Annotated in this window: 18 protein-coding genes; 14 read left to right on the top strand and 4 right to left on the bottom strand. The window is 72.1% G+C overall.

The window, feature by feature from the left end; translation table 11 throughout:
* Nucleotides 1–9: 9 nt before the first annotated feature.
* The 3 genes from ABJI51_RS29405 to proC all read left to right on the top strand — a co-directional run bounded on the left by ABJI51_RS29405 (nt 10) and on the right by proC (nt 2,756).
* A complete protein-coding gene (locus ABJI51_RS29405; RefSeq protein ID WP_348954272.1) occupies nt 10–822 on the top strand; it encodes a sugar phosphate isomerase/epimerase family protein in 813 nt (270 codons plus the stop codon).
* 143 nt (nt 823–965) lie between these two features.
* Complete coding sequence (locus tag ABJI51_RS29400) at nt 966–1,784, top strand: thioesterase family protein (RefSeq protein ID WP_348954343.1); 819 nt, start codon at nt 966–968, stop codon at nt 1,782–1,784.
* Between the two features lie 159 nt (nt 1,785–1,943).
* A complete protein-coding gene (gene proC, locus ABJI51_RS29395; RefSeq protein ID WP_348954271.1) occupies nt 1,944–2,756 on the top strand; it encodes a pyrroline-5-carboxylate reductase in 813 nt (270 codons plus the stop codon).
* On the opposite strand, the gene ABJI51_RS29390 is transcribed toward proC, so the two are convergent.
* The gene (locus ABJI51_RS29390; protein WP_348954270.1) at nt 2,753–3,079 is read right to left on the bottom strand and encodes a winged helix-turn-helix transcriptional regulator; all 327 of its coding nucleotides are present in this window, start codon (nt 3,077–3,079) and stop codon (nt 2,753–2,755) included. The genes proC and ABJI51_RS29390 overlap by 4 nt on opposite strands.
* 41 nt (nt 3,080–3,120) lie before the next feature.
* On the opposite strand from ABJI51_RS29390, the gene ABJI51_RS29385 reads away from it, so the two are divergent.
* The 5 genes from ABJI51_RS29385 (at nt 3,121) to ABJI51_RS29365 (ending at nt 6,769) form a co-directional block, all read left to right on the top strand.
* On the top strand, nt 3,121–3,693 hold the full coding sequence (locus ABJI51_RS29385; RefSeq protein ID WP_348954269.1) for a carboxymuconolactone decarboxylase family protein: 573 nt from the start codon (nt 3,121–3,123) through the stop codon (nt 3,691–3,693).
* A gap of 175 nt (nt 3,694–3,868) precedes the next feature.
* Nucleotides 3,869–4,084, top strand: a complete 216-nt coding sequence (locus ABJI51_RS29380; protein WP_013222402.1) for a helix-turn-helix domain-containing protein — start codon at nt 3,869–3,871, stop codon at nt 4,082–4,084.
* A 165-nt stretch (nt 4,085–4,249) separates the two neighbouring features.
* Nucleotides 4,250–4,351: a 30S ribosomal protein bS22 gene (locus ABJI51_RS29375; RefSeq protein ID WP_007030867.1), complete on the top strand. Its 102-nt coding sequence runs from the start codon at nt 4,250–4,252 to the stop codon at nt 4,349–4,351.
* A gap of 364 nt (nt 4,352–4,715) precedes the next feature.
* Entirely contained in the window at nt 4,716–5,762 is a 1,047-nt protein-coding gene (locus tag ABJI51_RS29370; protein WP_348954268.1) for an NAD-dependent epimerase/dehydratase family protein, read from the top strand.
* Complete coding sequence (locus ABJI51_RS29365; RefSeq protein ID WP_348954267.1) at nt 5,759–6,769, top strand: lysophospholipid acyltransferase family protein; 1,011 nt, start codon at nt 5,759–5,761, stop codon at nt 6,767–6,769. Before ABJI51_RS29370 ends, ABJI51_RS29365 begins: the two co-directional genes overlap by 4 nt.
* A gap of 141 nt (nt 6,770–6,910) precedes the next feature.
* Here ABJI51_RS29365 and ABJI51_RS29360 read toward each other — a convergent pair whose 3' ends face one another.
* The 3 genes from ABJI51_RS29360 to ABJI51_RS29350 form a co-directional block, all read right to left on the bottom strand.
* Nucleotides 6,911–7,804 (bottom strand): HAD family hydrolase, encoded by an 894-nt coding sequence (locus ABJI51_RS29360; protein ID WP_348954266.1) that lies wholly within the window; start codon nt 7,802–7,804, stop codon nt 6,911–6,913.
* A gap of 105 nt (nt 7,805–7,909) precedes the next feature.
* The gene (locus tag ABJI51_RS29355; RefSeq protein ID WP_348954265.1) at nt 7,910–8,983 is read right to left on the bottom strand and encodes a DUF5667 domain-containing protein; all 1,074 of its coding nucleotides are present in this window, start codon (nt 8,981–8,983) and stop codon (nt 7,910–7,912) included.
* A 113-nt stretch (nt 8,984–9,096) separates the two neighbouring features.
* On the bottom strand, nt 9,097–9,792 hold the full coding sequence (locus ABJI51_RS29350) for a sigma-70 family RNA polymerase sigma factor (protein WP_348954264.1): 696 nt from the start codon (nt 9,790–9,792) through the stop codon (nt 9,097–9,099).
* 312 nt (nt 9,793–10,104) lie between these two features.
* On the opposite strand from ABJI51_RS29350, the gene ABJI51_RS29345 reads away from it, so the two are divergent.
* From ABJI51_RS29345 to hemC, 6 genes are all read left to right on the top strand, one after another.
* Nucleotides 10,105–11,616, top strand: coding sequence for an AMP-binding protein (locus ABJI51_RS29345; protein ID WP_348954263.1), 1,512 nt, complete (start codon nt 10,105–10,107; stop codon nt 11,614–11,616).
* Nucleotides 11,617–11,626: 10 nt separating this feature from the next.
* On the top strand, nt 11,627–11,863 hold the full coding sequence (locus ABJI51_RS29340; RefSeq protein ID WP_348954262.1) for a glutaredoxin family protein: 237 nt from the start codon (nt 11,627–11,629) through the stop codon (nt 11,861–11,863).
* Between the two features lie 64 nt (nt 11,864–11,927).
* Nucleotides 11,928–13,475, top strand: coding sequence for a molybdopterin-dependent oxidoreductase (locus ABJI51_RS29335; RefSeq protein WP_348954261.1), 1,548 nt, complete (start codon nt 11,928–11,930; stop codon nt 13,473–13,475).
* A gap of 397 nt (nt 13,476–13,872) precedes the next feature.
* Nucleotides 13,873–14,766 (top strand): redox-sensing transcriptional repressor Rex, encoded by an 894-nt coding sequence (locus tag ABJI51_RS29330; protein ID WP_348954260.1) that lies wholly within the window; start codon nt 13,873–13,875, stop codon nt 14,764–14,766.
* Nucleotides 14,766–16,073, top strand: coding sequence for a glutamyl-tRNA reductase (locus ABJI51_RS29325; RefSeq protein WP_348954259.1), 1,308 nt, complete (start codon nt 14,766–14,768; stop codon nt 16,071–16,073). Before ABJI51_RS29330 ends, ABJI51_RS29325 begins: the two co-directional genes overlap by 1 nt.
* Nucleotides 16,074–16,093: 20 nt before the next feature.
* Entirely contained in the window at nt 16,094–17,023 is a 930-nt protein-coding gene (gene hemC, locus ABJI51_RS29320) for a hydroxymethylbilane synthase (protein WP_348954258.1), read from the top strand.
* Nucleotides 17,024–17,031 lie beyond the last annotated feature (8 nt).

Below are 17,031 nucleotides of genomic sequence, written 5' to 3'. Positions count from 1 at the left end.
CGAGGCAGGATGACGCCCGTGACAGACGAGCAGGCGATCCCCGTCGGCCTCAGCACGGCGTCGGTGTGGCCGCTGCGCGCCGGGACGGCCTTCGAGCTGGCCGCCGAGCTCGGCTACGACGGCGTCGAGGTGATGGTCTGGGCCGACCCGGTCAGCCAGGACGTCACCGCGCTGCGCCGGTGGTCGCGCCGCACCGGGGTGCCCGTGCTGTCGATCCACTCGCCGTCGCTGCTGATCACCCAGCGGATCTGGTCGCCGGACCCGGTGGTGCGGCTGCGGATGTCCGTCGACGCCGCGCACGAGCTGAGCGCGCGCACCGTGGTCGTGCACCCGCCGTTCCGCTGGCAGCGCCGGTACGGCGACGCGTTCGGCGACCTCGTCGACGAGCTGGAACGCGACAGCGGCATCGAAATCGCCGTCGAGAACATGTTCAAGGTCCGCCCGCCCGGCGGTTCGCGCACTGCGCGCGTGTCGGCGTTCCGGCCGTCGATCGACCCGACGGATGTCGGTTTCAGGCATTACACGCTCGACCTGTCCCACACAGCGGCCGCCGGGATGGACGCGCTGGCACTGGCCCAGCGGATGGGCGAAGGGCTCACGCACGTCCACCTGGCCGACGGCACCGGCGTCCCGAAGGACGAGCACCTGGTGCCCGGCCGCGGCGGCCAGCCCTGCGCCGAAGTGCTGGAGAAGCTGGTCAGCAGCGGTTTCGCCGGGCAGATCGTGCTGGAGATCAACACCCGGCACGCCGTGACCGCCGCGCAGCGCGTCCGCGATCTGGCCGAGGCACTGCTGTTCGCCCGCTTCCACCTCGGGCAGTAACTGAGCACGTTCTGACAGGACACGACTACGCCCGAGTGCATTTGCGCCGGTCGAACCCGTAAAGTTCGGACCGTGAACCCGTCGCGCTCGTTGGTCGTCACCTACCCGGCTTCCCCGATCGGCGCGGAGCATTCGTGAGCGCAATGGACGGCACCGCCGTGTCCTTCGACACGGCTAGTGCGGCGCGGTCGCTGGGGGACGGCACCTTCACCGCGGTGCTGCGCGCGGAATGGGCCATCGGCTCCCACCCGCACGGGGGATTCCTGCTGGCCCTGCTGGCCAAGGCGGCGATCGCCGCCCTGCACGAACGCGGTGAGCCGCACGCCGAGCCGCTCGTGGTGAGCGCGGAGTTCCTGCACGCGCTCGCACTCGGCCCGGTGCTGCTGCGCACGGACGTCCGCAAGGTCGGCCGCCGCGCGACGGTCGTCGAGGTCCGCATGGAGCAGCGCGGCCGCAGCTGCGTCGAGGCGAGGGTGACGACCGGGCGGCTGCCGATGCGCCGCCCGGAGTGGACGGACGTGCCGTCGATGCCTGCCGAGCCCCCACCGGGAGCGCTCACGATGGCCGAGAGCACGGAGGGGCCGTTCAACCTGGCCAAGGGCTGCGAAGTCCGCCTCGACCCGGCGACGGCGGGCTACCTGGCCGGGCGCACCGGCGAGCCGCCCCGGATGCGGCTGTGGGTCCGGCCGCGGCACAGCCTGGTCGACCCGTACTTCACGCTGCTGGCCTCCGACGTGAACCCGCCGGTGGTGATGAACCTCGGCCGCATCGGCTGGGCCCCCACGGTCCAGCTGACGGCGTTGCTGCGCACCCGCCCGGCCCCGGGCTGGCTGCGGGTGGTGGTGGAGTCCCGCTCGGTGCACGAGTCCTGGTTCGACTCGGACGCCACGGTGGTCGACGCCCAGGGACGGCTGGTGTGCCAGGCCCGCCAGCTCGGCCTGGCCCCGGCCCCGGGCGGCTGATCCCGGCCCCGGGTTTCGGCCCCGGCCCCGGGCGGCTGGTCCCGGCCCGCGTGTGGTGAACGACTCGTTCATGTCGTCCGGCGACAGCAAAGAGTCGTTCATGTCGCCGGCCGCGGCCCCGGCACCCGGCCGCCGGGCGGGGTTTGGCACGCTTGCGCCATGACGGTCATCGCGGTGCTGGGTGCGGGCAAGATCGGCGAGGCGTTGCTTTCGGGGCTGCTGCACGGCGGTCACGAGCCGGGCGACCTCCTCTTCACCGAGCGGTACCCGGCGCGCGTCGAGGAGCTGACCGAGCGCTACGGCATCCGCGGCGTCGAGGTCGAGGAAGCCGCGAAGCGGGCCGACATCCTCGTCGTCGCCGTGAAGCCGCAGGACATCGAGCCGGTGCTCGACGAACTGGCGCCGCTGCTCGGGCCGGCGTCGCTCGTCGTGTCGCTGTGCGCCGGGCTGCCCACGTCGCTGTACGAACGGCGGCTCGCCGAGGGCGTTCCCGTCGTGCGGGTCATGCCGAACACGCCGATGCTGGTCAACGAGGCCATGAGCGCCATCTCCGCCGGCCGGTACGCCACCGCCGAGCACCTCGCCGTCGTGCGGGACCTGCTTTCGCACGTCGGCAAGGTCGTCGAGGTGCCCGAAGCGCAGCAGGACGCCGTCACCGCGCTGTCCGGCTCCGGGCCCGCGTACTTCTTCTACCTGGTCGAGGCCATGATCGACGCCGGCATCCTGCTGGGCCTGCCGCGGGCGCTGGCCGGGCAGCTGATCATCCAGTCGGCCGTCGGCGCGGCGAAGATGCTCGCCGAGTCCGAGGAGCACCCCGTGCTGCTGCGCGAGGCCGTGACGTCCCCGGCCGGGACGACCATCAACGCCATCCGCGAGCTGGAGAAGCACGGCGTCCGCGCGGCGATGCTGGCCGCCATCGAGGCGGCGCGGGACCGGTCGGTGGAACTGGGCAAGGCCCACGAACAGGACTAGCCAGCCTTCGGGCGCCACTGCGCGGCCCAGGCGTCGAGCTGCACCAGCGTCCCGAACAGCGATTTTCCCTGCTCGGTGAGCGTGTAGCCGTCGCCGGCGTGGCCGACCAGGTCCGCTTCGCCCAGCTCGCGCAGCCGGGTGGCCAGGACGCTCGACGAGATCCCGTCGCACTGCTGCTGGAGCGCGCGGAACGTCGGTTTCGCGCCGTCGCGCAGCTCCCACAGGATCCGGAGTGTCCAGCGCCTGCCCAGCAGGTCGAGCAGCGCCATGATCGGGCGTCCGGTCGTCGAGCCGCGGACGGGGCGGCCGGGCAGTGGCGTCATCGTGCTTTCCTTTCCGAAGCGCCGATGTTAGCGTGCCGGATATGCCTCTGAATTCGAAGCGCATCGAGCCGGTGGAGCCGCCGTACGACGCCGAGACCGCCGACGCCCTCGACCGGCTCGGGCCGCCGCTCCAGCTGTTCCGCGTGTGGGCGCGCCGCCCGGCGCTGGCCAGGGGCGTGGCGAGCTGGGGCCGGTACTACTTCTCCCGGCAGTCGGCTCTCTCGGTGCGGCAGCGCGAGCTGGTCATCGACCGGACGACCGCGCTGTGCGGCGCCGGCTACGAATGGGGCGTCCACGTCGCGGCCTTCGCCGCGAAGGCCGGTCTGGACGCCGCGCAGATCCGGTCGCTCGGCGCCGGCAGCCCGGCGGGCCCGTGCTGGGACGCGGCCGACCGTGCCGTGCTCGTGGCCGTCGACGAGCTGCGCGCGACGTCCGATCTCGGCGACGCCACCTGGGCGGAGCTGGTCGGTGCGGCCGGCGAGGACGGCGCGCTCGAAGTGCTGCTTCTCTGCGGCTGGTACCACGCGATCTCGTTCACCGTCCGGGCGCTGCGCCTGCCGCCGGAGCCGGGAACAGAGCCGCTCCCCGCTGCCGGAATTCGGCGGAATGGGTGATCCCGCGGATCTTGCACGGGTAGCCGCTCGTGCGTTAGCGCAGGTAGGGGCCCATCTCGGTGACAGGCGTCGCATTAGTCCCACCAGTCCCGCTACTCTCGATAGAGCACGTGCGTGTCGATACCACAGGTGGGGAAGCCTCGTGGCGCGACACGTGTCGAAGGACGCGGTAAACATGTCGCCGAACAAGAAGGAGGATTTGCCCGCAGTCGGGCAGGTCCAGTTCCTGACGGTCGCCGAGGTGGCCACGCTGATGCGGGTCTCCAAGATGACCGTCTACCGTCTCGTGCACTCGGGTGAACTGCCCGCCGTCAGGGTCGGCAAGTCCTTCCGGGTGCCGGAGAAAGCAGTGCACGAATACCTGCAGGGCGCCTACTACGACGTGGGATGAACCGGTTGCGGGCACGCCGTGGCCAGCGGCGCGCAGTGCTACAACGTGCCCGCCGACCGGCCCGCGAAGGGCCACGGGTACCCTAAAAGACCGCTCGGGCCTGTGCGCTCCACCCGTTGGACGCTGCGCCGGGCAGCGTGACCGACGACGACCTAAGGAGCGCCCATGGGCTCTGTCATCAAGAAGCGCCGTAAGCGCATGTCGAAGAAGAAGCACCGCAAGCTGCTGCGCCGCACGCGAGTGCAGCGTCGTAAGGCCGGCAAGTAAGTAATCCTGCCGAGCGTAGCCGTGGCCCGTCCAGTCCCTGGACGGGCCCCCACCCAGTGGGGGGGCCGGTGCCCCCCGTCGCGGGGGGGCCGGCCGGCATGAACTAAAGCCGGCCGCGGGTCGCGGGGGCCCGCCCCGCCCCGGGCGGGCCCACGTCCATGTGGTGGGCCGGTTCCGCCCGTTCGAGTGAGGCGTTCGTCGCTTTCCGGGGGAACTGCGGTTAATAGCACGTAAGACGGCCCGGAGCTACCACTGAAGAGCGGTAACATCTCAAGGGCGTCCGCGCGATGCTTCCAGTGAGTGCAGGTACGCGCACCTCGGGTGATCGTCCACCCCGCCTACGCCCATTGCCGCAGGGAGTCGCATGCCGTCGAACATCGTGCTCGTCACCGGGGTCGCCGGGGAACTCGGCGGGAAACTGCTGGCCCGGCTGGGCAACAACCCCGACTTCGAACGGGTCATCGGTGTCGACACGGTCCCGCCCGCGAAGACGGTGCTGCAGCGCATGGGGCACGCGGAGTTCGTCCGCGCGGACATCAGGAACCCGTTGATCGCCAAGGTGATCAGCACCGCCAGGGTGGACACCGTGGTGCACGCGTCCTGCACCGCGCACCCGGCCGGGCCGGGCCGCCGCACGGCGATCAAGGAAGTCAACGTCATCGGCACGATGCGGCTGCTCGCCGCGTGCCAGCGCTCGCCGCAGGTGCGCAAGCTGGTGGTCAAGTCGACGGCGGCCGTCTACGGCGCCAGCCCGCGCTCGCAGGCGGTGTTCACCGAGGACTCCGAGCTCATCCCGACGTCGACCAGCGGGTACGCGAAGGACGCGGTCGAGATGGAGGGCTACGTGCGCGGCCTGGTGCGGCGCCGCCCCGACATCACCACGACGTTGTTCCGCTTCGCCAACATCATCGGCCCGGAGACCGACACCGTCCTTTCGCGCTACTTCGCGCTGCCGGTGGTGCCGACGGTCTTCGGCTACGACGCCCGCATCCAGCTGCTGCACTCTTCGGACGCGCTGGCCGTGCTCGAACGGGCCACGCTGATCGACCGGCCCGGCGTCTTTAACGTCGGATCGGAGGGGGTACTCACCCTTTCGCAGGCGATCCGGCGGGCCGGCCGGGTCGAGCTGCCGATGCCGCGGAGCGTGGTGCCGTCGGTCGGCAAGGTCCTGCGCGGTGCCCGCGTGGTGGACTTCTCCGCCGACCAGGTCCGGCTGCTGAACTTCGGCCGGGTCGTCGACATCACCAAGCTGAAGAGCGAGTTCGGGTACACCCCGCGGTGGACCACGCGCGAGGCGTTCGACGACTACATCACCGGACGCGGGCTCCGGCCGGTCCTCGACGGCGGCAAGCTGGCGGGGCTGGCGGGCAAGGTGCTCGTCGCCGCCGCGACCGGGCAGGCGAGCCGGTGACCAGAGCGCACGACCGGGACGACTTCGAAAGCGAGGCGGAAACCGTGGGCGGTGCCGAGGCGCAGGTCATCCCCCTGCACGGGCCGGGCCGGGAGAAGCCGGAGACGGTGACTCCGAAGCAGGAGGCGGCTCCGGTCGTCACCCTGCCGGGAGCGGCACAGCCGCCCGAAGTGCTGTCGGACGTGGCCCGCTCGGCGCTCGGCTTCCTGCGCGATCGGCTGACCGGCGACTACACGGTCGACGAGTTCGGCTTCGACGCCGAGCTGACCGACGCGGTGTTCCTGCCGCCGCTGCGCGCGCTGTACAAGAAGTGGTTCCGCGTCGAAACACACGGCGTCGAGCACCTCCCGGCGACGGGTGGCGCGCTGCTGGTGTCGAACCACTCGGGCACGATCCCGCTGGACTCCCTGATGACGGCGGTGGCGGTCCACGACGAAACGGGCGGCCGCCACCTGCGCGGCCTCGGCGCGGACCTGGTGTTCCAGGTGCCGCTGGTGGGCTCGTTCGCCCGCAAGTCGGGCCAGACGCTGGCCTGCCACGCGGACGCGGAACGCCTGCTGCGCAAAGGCGAGCTGGTCGGCGTGTGGCCGGAGGGGTTCAAGGGAATCGGAAAGCCGTTCTCGTCCCGCTACAAGCTGCAGCGCTTCGGCCGCGGCGGTTTCGTGTCGGCGGCGCTGCGCGCGGGCGTCCCGATCATCCCGGTGTCGGTGATCGGCGCGGAGGAGATCTACCCGAAACTGGGCGACATCAAGGTCCTGGCCCGCATGCTGGGCCTGCCGTACTTCCCGGTGACCCCGTTCTTCCCCCACTTCGGCCTGCTGGGAGCAATCCCGCTGCCGACGAAGTGGAGCATCGAGTTCGGCGCCCCGATCCCGACGGAGGAGTACGGCCCGGACGCGGTCGAGGACCCGATGCTGGTGTTCCAGCTGACCGACCAGGTCCGCGAGTCGATCCAGCAGACGCTTTACCAGCGGCTGGCACAGCGGAAGTCGGTTTTCCGCGGCTGAGTTGTCCACATCGGTCCGGGTTGTCCACAGATTTCCGCGAGACCGGTTTTCGGGCGTGGGGGCCGGTAGACTGGGTCCGGGGGACGCCCCCCGGGATGGGTGGGGGCCGTCTTGGGGCCAGGCCGACCAGGGGCGAGGGGATCAGCGGCGCCGGTAGGCCATTCCCGCGGCCACCGCACCAGCCAGCGCCCCGGCCCCGAGGACCGACGGGACCCCGATCTTCGCCGCCTTCCGGCCGGTCCGGAAGTCGCGGATCTCCCACCCGCGCGCCCTGGCCACGTCGCGCAGTCCGCCGTCCGGGTTGACCGCCACCGCTGTTCCCACCACCGACAGCATCGGGATGTCGTTGGCCGAGTCCGAATATGCCGTGCAGCGCTTGAGGTTCAGGCCCTCGCGGGACGCCAGCGCCCGGACCGCGTGGGCCTTCGCGCGGCCGTGCAGGAGGTCGCCCACCAGGCGGCCCGTGTACACGCCGTCGCGGGTTTCGGCCACCGTTCCCAACGCTCCCGTCAGGCCCAGCCTGCGGGAAATGATTGCCGCCAGCTCGATCGGTGTTGCCGTCACCAGCCAGACTCGCTGGCCCGCGTCCAGGTGCATCTGGGCCAGGGCCCTGGTGCCGGACCAGATCTTGTCCGCCATCAGCTCGTCGTAGATCTCTTCGCTGATCGACGTCAGCTCCGCCACCGTGCGGCCGGCCACAAAGGACAGTGCGCGCTCGCGGTGGGTCTTGATGTCCTCTTTGTTCTCGCGGCCGCCGAGCCGGAACTTGATCTGGCTCCACACGAACCCGGCCAGGTCCGACGACGTGAAGAACTTCCGGGCCGCCAGGCCGCGCGCGAAGTAGAAGATCGACGCGCCCATCATCATCGTGTTGTCGACGTCGAAGAACGCCGCCGCCGTGAGGTCCGGTGGGGCAGGCGGGGCCACCGGCTCGGAAATCACCCTGGCGTGGGCAGCCTCGGCCGACGCCTCGCCCGCGAGCGTGGCGAGCCGTTCCAGCTCCTGACTCTTATCCCTGCCACGCCAAGCTGACACGCACACCGCCTCCACGTCTGCCCAGGCCACGTCCCTGCGAAGGTCCGGGTCCTTCGCACAGGGTAGCGAGCCACCCACCGCGCCGTCGCAGGTGTGGGGCGGACCTCAGCCGATCACGATCGGCGGCAGGCCCGGCAGCAACGGCGGGATCGAAACCAGCGGCGGCGGTGACGGCGTGGTGGTCGGCAGCGGCGGCCGCGTCGTCGTCGGTACCTGCCCGTACACCGGCGGTGGCGTCACCCCGCCGGTCGGCGCCGGGATGCCCGGGGTCGCCGCCGCGTCCGACGGCGGCAGCTGCGTGCCCGTCGGGGCCGGGGCGGTGCTCTCCGACGACGACGCCGACGGCGAGGCAGGCACCGACGTCTGCGGTTCCGCCGCCGGGGCCGGGCGGGCCGTGCACTCGCCCGTCGCCGGGATCGGGCCCAGCTCGTCGGACGCGCCGGTGGTGATCCGGTAGCAGTTCATCCGCGCCACCAGCCCGCTCGTGCGCTCCTGGACCTTGCCCAGCAGGTCCCGCACTTCGCCGAACACCGCGGTCGCGTCGGCGGGGAGCGGCTGGGCCGTCAGCCGCGCCGCCTGGTTGCGGGCCCACAGCCGGACATCGGCCAGTGCCTGCGCGCCGCCGCCGTCGCTGGTGGCCACCGTGGCCATCTGCGCGACGCCGGCGCGGAGGTCGGCCGCGAAGTCTTCGTACGCCTTCCGGTAGTCGGCCTCGCCGGCGCCTTCGGCGGCCAGCTCGCCCAGCTCGGTGATCCGGTTGGTGGCGAATTCGAGGTGCTTGCGGGCCTTCGCCTGGTCGCCGAAGGTCAGGCCCAGCGCCGTCGACTCCCCGGCGCGCTTGACGCTGTACAGCGCGTCACCCGGCAGGGCGTTGCGGGAGAGCACGAGGACCAGGCCGGAGAGCATGAGGACGAGGAAGAGCGCGGCGGCCACCAGGTCGGCGGTCCGCGGCCGCCACCTCCGACGTGGGGTGGTGGCCGCCGCCGTCTCCAGGCGGCCCGCGATCTCCGCGCGGATCCGCTGCCGGGTCTCCAGGTCCGGGGCGCCTGCCGCGCCGAGGTCGCGCAGGACGCCCACGAGCGCCAGCTCGTCGGCGAACTCGCCGTCCCGGCGTACCGGGGACGGCTCCAGGGCACGCGCGAACCGCTCGATCTCGGCTCGCTCACGCGCAAACCTCACTGCGCTGCTCCATCCCGGGCCTTGGCCGGTCCTGACACCGGTCTGCGGGGAGTAACGATCCAGAAGCCGCGAGGGTTACCGGTTTCGGGCGACGAGCGGAAAAGTTCGCGGGTTCAGCGCAATCCGGTGGGCAGAAGTTGTGCCAAACGGCGTACCGCGCGGTGCTGCAGCGCCTTGATGGCGCCTTCGTTGCGGTTCATGATCTCCGCCGTCTCGGCCACCGAGAGCCCCTGCAGGAACCGCAGGACAATGCACTCGCGCTGGTCGTCGCCCAGTTCCGCGACGCAGCGCAGCAGCTCGGTGCGGGTGGCGCGGCTGATCGCCTCCTGCTCGGGGCCGGCCTGCGCGGTCGCGCCGACGCCGAAGGGCGCCGCACCCGGCTCGGTCACCTCGTCGGTGACGACCTCGAGCTTGAACCGGCTCGACTTGACGTGGTCGAGCACGATGTTGCGGGCGATGGTGACGAACCAGGCGCCGACGTCCCGGCCCTGGTAGCTCACCGACGTGATCCGCCGCAGCGCGCGCAGGAACGTCTCGCTCGTGACGTCCTCGGCCAGGTCGCGGTCGCCGAGCCGGAACAGCACGTACCGGTAGACGACGTCGACGTAGCGGTCGTAGAGCCGGCCGAAGGCCGACGAGTCGCCGTCCTGCGCGGCGCGCACCAGCTCCCAGGCTTCCGCCTTCGCCGCTTCGGCGCGCTCGTCGTCGTCGGCCGCCTGCCTGCTGATCGGCACGGCCGACGCGCGGCCGAACACGCGCTCGGCGAACATGAAGACGGGCCCGCGGCTCACTGCGGTCGGCAAGGTCATCGGGCGGCACCTCCGGCGGCGGCTCTGGCCCTGCGGGCCACGGTACCCCCGGAATCCGGACGAGCAGGGGCCTTCCGGCTCGCGTGCCCCACGACCTCGTGGGCAGGCAAGTTCCGCACGGCGACTCCCTCTCTCCGGCCGCTTCGGTGATCAAGACCACCTGCGACGCAGTGCAGCATACGTGTAGTTACCGCTAAGTAGGTAGTGGTTCCCGGGGTTGCGAAGACGCGACGCTCGCGGCTCGCCCCCATGACGTCGCTTCGAATGACAGACTTGCAACGGTTTGTCCGGGCGAAGAGAGGTGGGCCGCGGGTGAATGCCGGAAACGGGACGCTGGCGGGGGTCGGCGGGCTGCTCACACGGGCCGCGGACCGGTGGCCGGACCACCCGGCCGTGTGCGAGACCGGCAGCGGGCACGGCCTGACCTACCGCCAGGTCGCCGCGGCCGTCCAGGTCCAGGCGAAGAAGCTGGCGGACGCCGGCGTCCGGCCCGGCGACCGGGTCGCGCTGCGGCTGCCGACCTCGGTGGACTTCGTGGTGGCCTTCTTCGGCGCGCTGCGGGCCGGCGCGATCGTCGTGCCGCTGTCGCCGCAGGTCCCCGCGCCCGAGTTCGAGACGCTGCTCGGCCACAGCGGCGCCCGGGTCGTCGTGCAGCGGGACGCGGACGCGCCGCTGCCGGACGGCGTGAGCGGTCTCACGCCGGAATCGGACCCGGATGGAGTAGCCGACGTCGCCGACGCCGGCCGGTCCGGCGAGGACATCGCGGTCATTTCGTACACGTCGGGCACGACCGGGCCGCCGCGCGGGGTGATGCTGTCGCACCGGGCGCTGCTGGCGAACCTGGAGCAGGTCAGCGGCGTCGAGGGCGCTCTGGACCACGACGACCGCGTGCTGATCACCATCCCGTTGTTCCACGTCTACGGCCTCGGACCCGGCCTGCTGCAGGCCACGAACGCCGGCGCGACCGCAGTCCTGTCAGAGCGGTTCGAGGCGCAGCGCACGCTGGACGACTGCGCGGAGCAGCACGTCACGTCGATCCTCGGCGTCCCGACCATGTACGCCGAGTTCGCCGCGCTGGGCGCCGACGAGCTGCGCCGCGGCCTGGCCACCGTGCGGTGGATGACCTCCGGCGCCGCGCCGCTGCACCCGAAGGTGCTGACCGCGCTCCGCGAGGCCACCGGCCTCGACGTCTACGAGGGCTACGGCCTGACGGAGTGCGCGCCGGTCGTGACGTCGACGCTGGTCACCGGCTACCCGAAGCCGGGCTCGGTCGGGCGGCCGCTGCCCGGGATCGAGCTGCGGCTGGTCGACAGCGACGGCACCGACCAGGCCGTGCCGCTCGACCCGGACGACGTCGACGACGTCTTCGAGGCCGAGGGCGAGACCGGGCTGGTGTCGATCCGCGGCGCGAACCTGTTCTCCGGGTACTGGCCCGACGGCGACCACGGCCCCGACGACGAAGGCTGGTTCCGCACCGGCGACGTCGGCTACCTCGACACCGACGGCGACCTGCACCTGGTCGACCGGGCCAACGACCTGATCATCGTCAACGGCTTCAACGTCTTCCCGCGCGAGGTGGAGGAGGTCATCGGGCGGCTGCCGGAGGTGGCCGAGGCCGCGGTCGTCGGCGTGGTCGACGAGCGCAGCGGCGAAGCGGTGAAGGCGTTCGTCGTGCCCGCGGCCGGGGCGTCGCTGTCGGAACAGCAGGTCGTCGAGCACTGCGCCGCCCACCTGGCCGGGTACAAGGTGCCGCACGCGGTGGAGTTCGCCGAGTCGTTGCCGCACTCGGCCACCGGGAAGCTGCGCCGGATGCGGCTGCGGTAGGAAGGACGGCATGGCGCACGAAGTGACGGTCATGGGCCGCGAGGGCTGCCACCTCTGCGAGGTCGCGGAGGCCGAGGTGGCGCGGATCTGCGGTGAGCTGGGCGTCGCGTGGAAGGCCGAGGACGTCGACACCGACCCGGAGTGGCGCGCCGAGTACGGCGACCGCGTCCCGGTGATCCTGGTCGACGGCGCCGAGCACGGCTACTGGCGCGTCGAAGAGGACCGGCTGCGGCAGGCGCTGGCCTGAGCCGTAACCGGCTCGTAAGGGGCTCCGGCCCGCCCGGGCGGGCCCGCGCTCCGATGATGGAGACGTGAGCACTCTGCAGGAAGCACCGGCCAGAAGGCTTTCCTTGCCGGTCGCGACGGTGATCGGGCTCCTCGCGCTGGCGGCCGCCCTCGGCGTCGGGCACCTGGTCGCGGGCTTCGTCGGGTACACGGCTTCGCCGTTCATCGCGGTGGCGAACTACGTCGTCGACCACAGCCCGACCGGGATCGTGAAGTGGGCCGAGCGGACGCTCGGTACCTGGGACAAGCCGGTGCTCAAGATCGGCCTGGCCGTCGTGCTCGTGCTGCTCGCGCTGCTGGCCGGGCAGCTGTCGCGCCGGACGCCGCGGGCCGGGCAGATCCTGGTCTTCGTGCTCGGCGCCGCCGGCGTCGCCGCCGTGTACGTGCGCACCGACCTCGGGCAGGTGGCGCTGCTCGCGCCGGTCGCCGCCCTGGTCGCCGGCCTGGCCGTGTTCACCTGGCTGCACCGCCTTGCGCTGCCGCCGGAGGCGGTCCCCGGCGCGGGCTTCGACCGGCGGAAGTTCCTGCGGGCCGGGGTGGGTGTCGTGGCGGGTTCGGGTGTCGCGGCCGTTGCCGGGCAGGTGGCCGGGACGGGCTCGGACGCCGCGGAGTCGCGGGCCGCCGTCGGGCCGCTCGTGCCCGCGCGGACCGCGCCGCCGCTGCCCGCCGACGCGGACTTCGCCAAGCTCGGCTCGCCGCCGTTCATCACGCCGAACGCGAACTTCTACCGCATCGACACCGCGCTGGTCGTGCCGCAGGTCCGGGCCGAGGACTGGCGCCTGAAGATCCACGGCATGGTCGACCGCGAGGTGACGTTCACCTACGCCGACATCCGCAGCCGCCCGCTGGTCGAGCGCCGGGTGACGCTGGCCTGCGTGTCCAACGAGGTCGGCGGCCCGCTGATCTCGAACGCCGCCTGGATCGGCGTCGACCTGGCCGACCTGCTGGCCGAGGCGGGGGTGCAGCCGGGCGCGGAGCAGATGTTCGCCACCAGCGTCGACGGCTGGACGTGCGGCACCCCGGCCGACGCCGCCCTCGACCCGGCCCGCGGCGCGATGCTGGCGATCGGCATGAACGGCGAGCCGCTGCCGGTCGAGCACGGCTTCCCGGCCCGGATCGTCATCCCCGGCCTGTACGGCTACGTGTCGGCGACGAAGTGGGTCGAGTCCCTGGAATTCACCCGCTGGGACGCGCGGCAGGCGTACTGGCTCAGCCGCGGCTGGGCCGAGCAGGCGCCGATCAAGACCGAGTCCCGGATCGACACGCCGAGCGGGTTCACGCAGGTGAGCGCGGGCAAGGTCCGCCTGGCGGGCACGGCGTGGGCCCAGCACACCGGCATCGCGAAGGTCGAGGTCCGGCTGGACCAGGGCGAGTGGCGCGAGGCGACGCTGTCGGCCGAGGTGAGCAAGGACACCTGGCGGATGTGGTGGATCGAGCTGGACGTGCCGAAGGGCACGCACCAGGCGTTCGTCCGGGCGACCGACCAGGGCGGCTACACCCAGACGGAGAACCGCGCGGACCCGGCCCCGGACGGGGCGACCGGCTGGCATTCGGTCACCCTCGACGCCCGCTGACGCACTGGCCCCGAACGACCCAATGTGGCCTTGGTTGCGCTGAATCAGCACCGCGGCGCGAAGCGCCTCCGTTGAGGGCGGCGGCGGGGGCATGGGTGGAGCACCGAAGGCCACCTTGGTTGCGTTCAACGCACCGAAGGCCACCTTGGGGCGCTGGGGTGAGCTGGGAGCCGAAGTGCCTGCCGGGCAAGGATTCTGACGCCGTGTCATGATCGGCTGCCCTGCGGAACCCGCCTCCGACCAGTGACTTTGTGCGTGCGTTCACAAGTGGTCTACCGTAGGGCCATCGCCCCCGGGCGGCCGGTATCGAACCGGACTGCGTGCCCTGGGTCAAGACACAACTTCGGACCGGTCGTGGCGATGGCCGCCGGGCAGGCAGCGGGCAGGAGACGACGGCGTGGTGACACAGCGGGGGAGGCGCGACGGAGCGAGCTCCGCGGGCCGGCCGCCACGACGGTCCCGCCGTCCGGACACTCCGGACGCCGACAACGCCCCGACCGCGGAAATGCCCGCCGTGCCCGACGGGGATGCCCCTGAGGCCGTCCGGGCGAAGTCGATTCCCGAGGCCGCGGTGGCCCGGCTCGCCGTTTACCTGCGTGTTCTGTCCGGAATGTCCGAACAGGGCGCGACGACGGTGTCGAGCGAAGAGCTGTCACAGGCCGCCGGGGTCAATTCCGCGAAACTGCGCAAGGACCTCTCCTACCTGGGCTCCTACGGCACCCGCGGGGTCGGCTACGAGGTCGGCGTCCTGGTCAGCCAGATCGAGCGCATCCTCGGCCTGACCCGCCAGCACAAGGTCGCCGTGGTCGGGATCGGCAACCTGGGCCACGCGCTGGCCAACTACGGCGGCTTCCCTGGCCGCGGCTTCCCGGTCGAGGCGCTGTTCGACCTGGACCCGGACCTGATCGGCGTGCCCGTCGGCGGCCTGCCCGTGTCGCACATGGACGACATCCCGCGGATCTGCGCCGAGCGCGGCATCTCCATCGGCGTGATCGCCACCCCGCCGCCCGCCGCGCAGTCGGTGTGTGACCGCCTTGTCGCGGGCGGTGTCCAGTGCATCCTCAACTTCGCGCCGGTCGTGCTCCAGGTTCCAGCTCACATTGAGGTCCGCAAAGTAGATTTGGCCGTCGAGCTGCAGATACTCTCGTTCCATGTGGCCCGCCGCGCGGATGACGCCGCCGGGAATCAGGGCAATTCCGGATTACCCGGTGCGGGCCTGCCGTCCGAGAATGGCCAGGGCGGGCGGAACGGTTCGGGTCCGGACGGCGGACGGGAAATGGTGGTGCGCTGATGAGCGTGTTGGCGGTCGGGCTTTCGCATCGTAGTGCGGAGCTGAGCACGCTCGAACGGGTCGCGGTGCCGGCGCCCGAGGTGGGCAAGGTCCTCCACGAGCTGCAGCAGGCGCAGCACATCACCGAGGTCATGCTCGTCTCGACGTGCAACCGGATCGAGGTCTACGCGGTCGTCGAAACCTTCCACGGCGGCCTCAACGACGTCTCCGAGGTGCTGGCCCGCCAGGCCGGGATGGAACCGGCGGAGCTCTACGACAGCCTGTACGTGCACTACGCCGGCGCCGCGGTCGAGCACCTGTTCTCGGTCGCCTCGGGCCTGGACTCGATGGTCGTCGGCGAGACGCAGATCCTCGGCCAGGTCCGCACCGCCTACGCCACCGCGCGGGAGACCGGCACGGTCGGGCGCACCCTGCACGAGCTGATCCAGACCACGCTGCGTGTCGGCAAGCGCGTGCACACCGAGACCGGGCTCGACCAGCTCGGCGCGTCGGTCGTGTCCGAGGCGCTCGCCGCGGCCGGTGACGTCGCCGGCAAGCACGCCGTCATCGTCGGTGCCGGCTCGATGGGCGCGCTGAGCGCGTCGCAGCTGCGCAAGGCCGGGATCGGCGAGATCACCGTGGCCAACCGCACCGACGCCCGCGCGCGGCGGCTCGCCGCGAACGTCACCGAGCAGGGCGTGCCCGCCCGCGCGATCCCGCTGTCCGGGGTGGCAGGCGCCGTCCGCGACGCCGACATCGTGATCTGCTGCACCGGCGCGCAGGACGCCGTCTTCGGCCCCGAGCACGTGCTGCCCCGGGGTGGCCGCGACCTCGTCGTCTGCGACCTCGGCCTGCCCCGCGACGTCGACCCGGAGGTCGGCGAGCTGGCGGACGTCCGCGTCGTCGACCTGGCCACCATCCAGCGCCGGATGCGGGAGGCGGGGACGCCGACCACCGAGCGCCAGACGGCCAAGGCGACCGGGATCGTGCTCGACGAGGTGCGCGAGTACCTCGCCGGGCAGCGCAGTGCCGAGGTGACGCCGACGGTGACCGCGCTGCGCCGCCGTGCCGCCGAAGTCGTCGACGCCGAGCTGCTGCGGCTGGACAACCGGCTGCCCGACCTCGACGGCGCGGTCCGCGAGGAGGTCGGCCGCACGGTCCGCCGGGTGGTCGACAAGCTGCTGCACGCGCCGACGGTGCGGGTCAAGCAGCTGGCCGCCGAGACGGCCGACACCGACTACGCGAACGCGTTGCGCGAACTGTTCTGCCTCGACCCGCAGGCACCCGCCGCGGTGGCGAGCCCGAAGCCCCCACCAGAGAAGAAGTAGTAGTGACCAGAGTCATTCGCATGGGTACGCGCGGTTCGAAGCTCGCGCTCGCCCAGACCGGGACCGTCGCCGACGCGCTGCGCGCCACCGGCGTCGAGGTCGAGATCGTCCAGGTGACCACTCCCGGTGACCAGTCCTCTGCGCCGATTCCCACGATCGGGGTCGGTGTCTTCACGTCGGCGTTGCGGGAAGCGTTGCTGCGCAACGACGTCGACGTCATCGTCCACTCGTACAAGGACCTGCCGACGGCCCCCGAACCGGGCATCACGCTGGCCGCCGTGCCGCCGCGCGAGGACCCGCGGGACGCGCTCGTCGCCCGCGACGGGCTGACGCTGGGCGAGCTGCTGCCGGGCGCGAAGGTGGGCACGGGCTCGCCGCGGCGCACCGCGCAGCTGCGCGCGCTCGGTCTCGGTTTGGAAATCGTGCCGATCCGCGGCAATATCGACACCCGCATGCGCAAGGTGACCGACGGCGAGCTCGATGCCGTGGTGCTCGCGCGTGCCGGACTGGCCAGGATCGGCCGGGCCGAGGCGATCACCGAGACCCTCGACCCGATCCAGATGCTGCCGGCGCCCGCGCAGGGCGCGCTGGCGGTGGAGTGCCGGACCGCCGACGTGGACATCGAGCAGCTGCTGAGGTCCACATTGGACGACGAGGGCACGCGGGCCGCGGTGACGGCCGAGCGGGCCCTGCTGGCCGCGCTCGAGGCGGGGTGCAGTGCGCCGGTGGGCGCGCTCGCCGAGATCGTCGAAGATCTCGACGCCGAGGGCAAGGTCGTGGAACGGATCTCGCTGCGCGGCACCGCCGCCGCGGAAGGCGAGAACGGCGCGGTGGACATGGTCCGGGCCTCCGCGCTTGCCGACAAGGACCAGGCCGCCCAGCTGGGCAAGGACCTGGCCGCCGAGCTGCTGGACCTCGGCGCCGGAGCCCTCTCCGGCCCGACTCAGTGACTCCCTGG

The organism is Amycolatopsis melonis (genome assembly GCF_040064235.1).
GTDB lineage: Bacteria > Actinomycetota > Actinomycetes > Mycobacteriales > Pseudonocardiaceae > Amycolatopsis > Amycolatopsis melonis.
Note: the sequence above shows the minus strand (reverse complement) of the source record. Positions and strands in the feature narration are given on the sequence as shown.

What these genes read in the sequence shown, in the direction of transcription:
- hemC (WP_348954258.1), top strand. Translation starts at nt 16,094, where the DNA reads ATGGGTACGCGCGGTTCGAAGCTCGCGCTCGCCCAGACCGGGACCGTC.
- ABJI51_RS29340 (WP_348954262.1), top strand. Translation starts at nt 11,627, where the DNA reads ATGGCGCACGAAGTGACGGTCATGGGCCGCGAGGGCTGCCACCTCTGC.
- ABJI51_RS29350 (WP_348954264.1), bottom strand. Translation starts at nt 9,792, where the DNA reads ATGACCTTGCCGACCGCAGTGAGCCGCGGGCCCGTCTTCATGTTCGCC.
- ABJI51_RS29405 (WP_348954272.1), top strand. Translation starts at nt 10, where the DNA reads ATGACGCCCGTGACAGACGAGCAGGCGATCCCCGTCGGCCTCAGCACG.
- ABJI51_RS29325 (WP_348954259.1), top strand. Translation starts at nt 14,766, where the DNA reads ATGAGCGTGTTGGCGGTCGGGCTTTCGCATCGTAGTGCGGAGCTGAGC.
- ABJI51_RS29400 (WP_348954343.1), top strand. Translation starts at nt 966, where the DNA reads ATGGACGGCACCGCCGTGTCCTTCGACACGGCTAGTGCGGCGCGGTCG.
- ABJI51_RS29380 (WP_013222402.1), top strand. Translation starts at nt 3,869, where the DNA reads ATGTCGCCGAACAAGAAGGAGGATTTGCCCGCAGTCGGGCAGGTCCAG.
- ABJI51_RS29375 (WP_007030867.1), top strand. Translation starts at nt 4,250, where the DNA reads ATGGGCTCTGTCATCAAGAAGCGCCGTAAGCGCATGTCGAAGAAGAAG.
- ABJI51_RS29370 (WP_348954268.1), top strand. Translation starts at nt 4,716, where the DNA reads ATGCCGTCGAACATCGTGCTCGTCACCGGGGTCGCCGGGGAACTCGGC.
- proC (WP_348954271.1), top strand. Translation starts at nt 1,944, where the DNA reads ATGACGGTCATCGCGGTGCTGGGTGCGGGCAAGATCGGCGAGGCGTTG.
- ABJI51_RS29385 (WP_348954269.1), top strand. Translation starts at nt 3,121, where the DNA reads ATGCCTCTGAATTCGAAGCGCATCGAGCCGGTGGAGCCGCCGTACGAC.
- ABJI51_RS29390 (WP_348954270.1), bottom strand. Translation starts at nt 3,079, where the DNA reads ATGACGCCACTGCCCGGCCGCCCCGTCCGCGGCTCGACGACCGGACGC.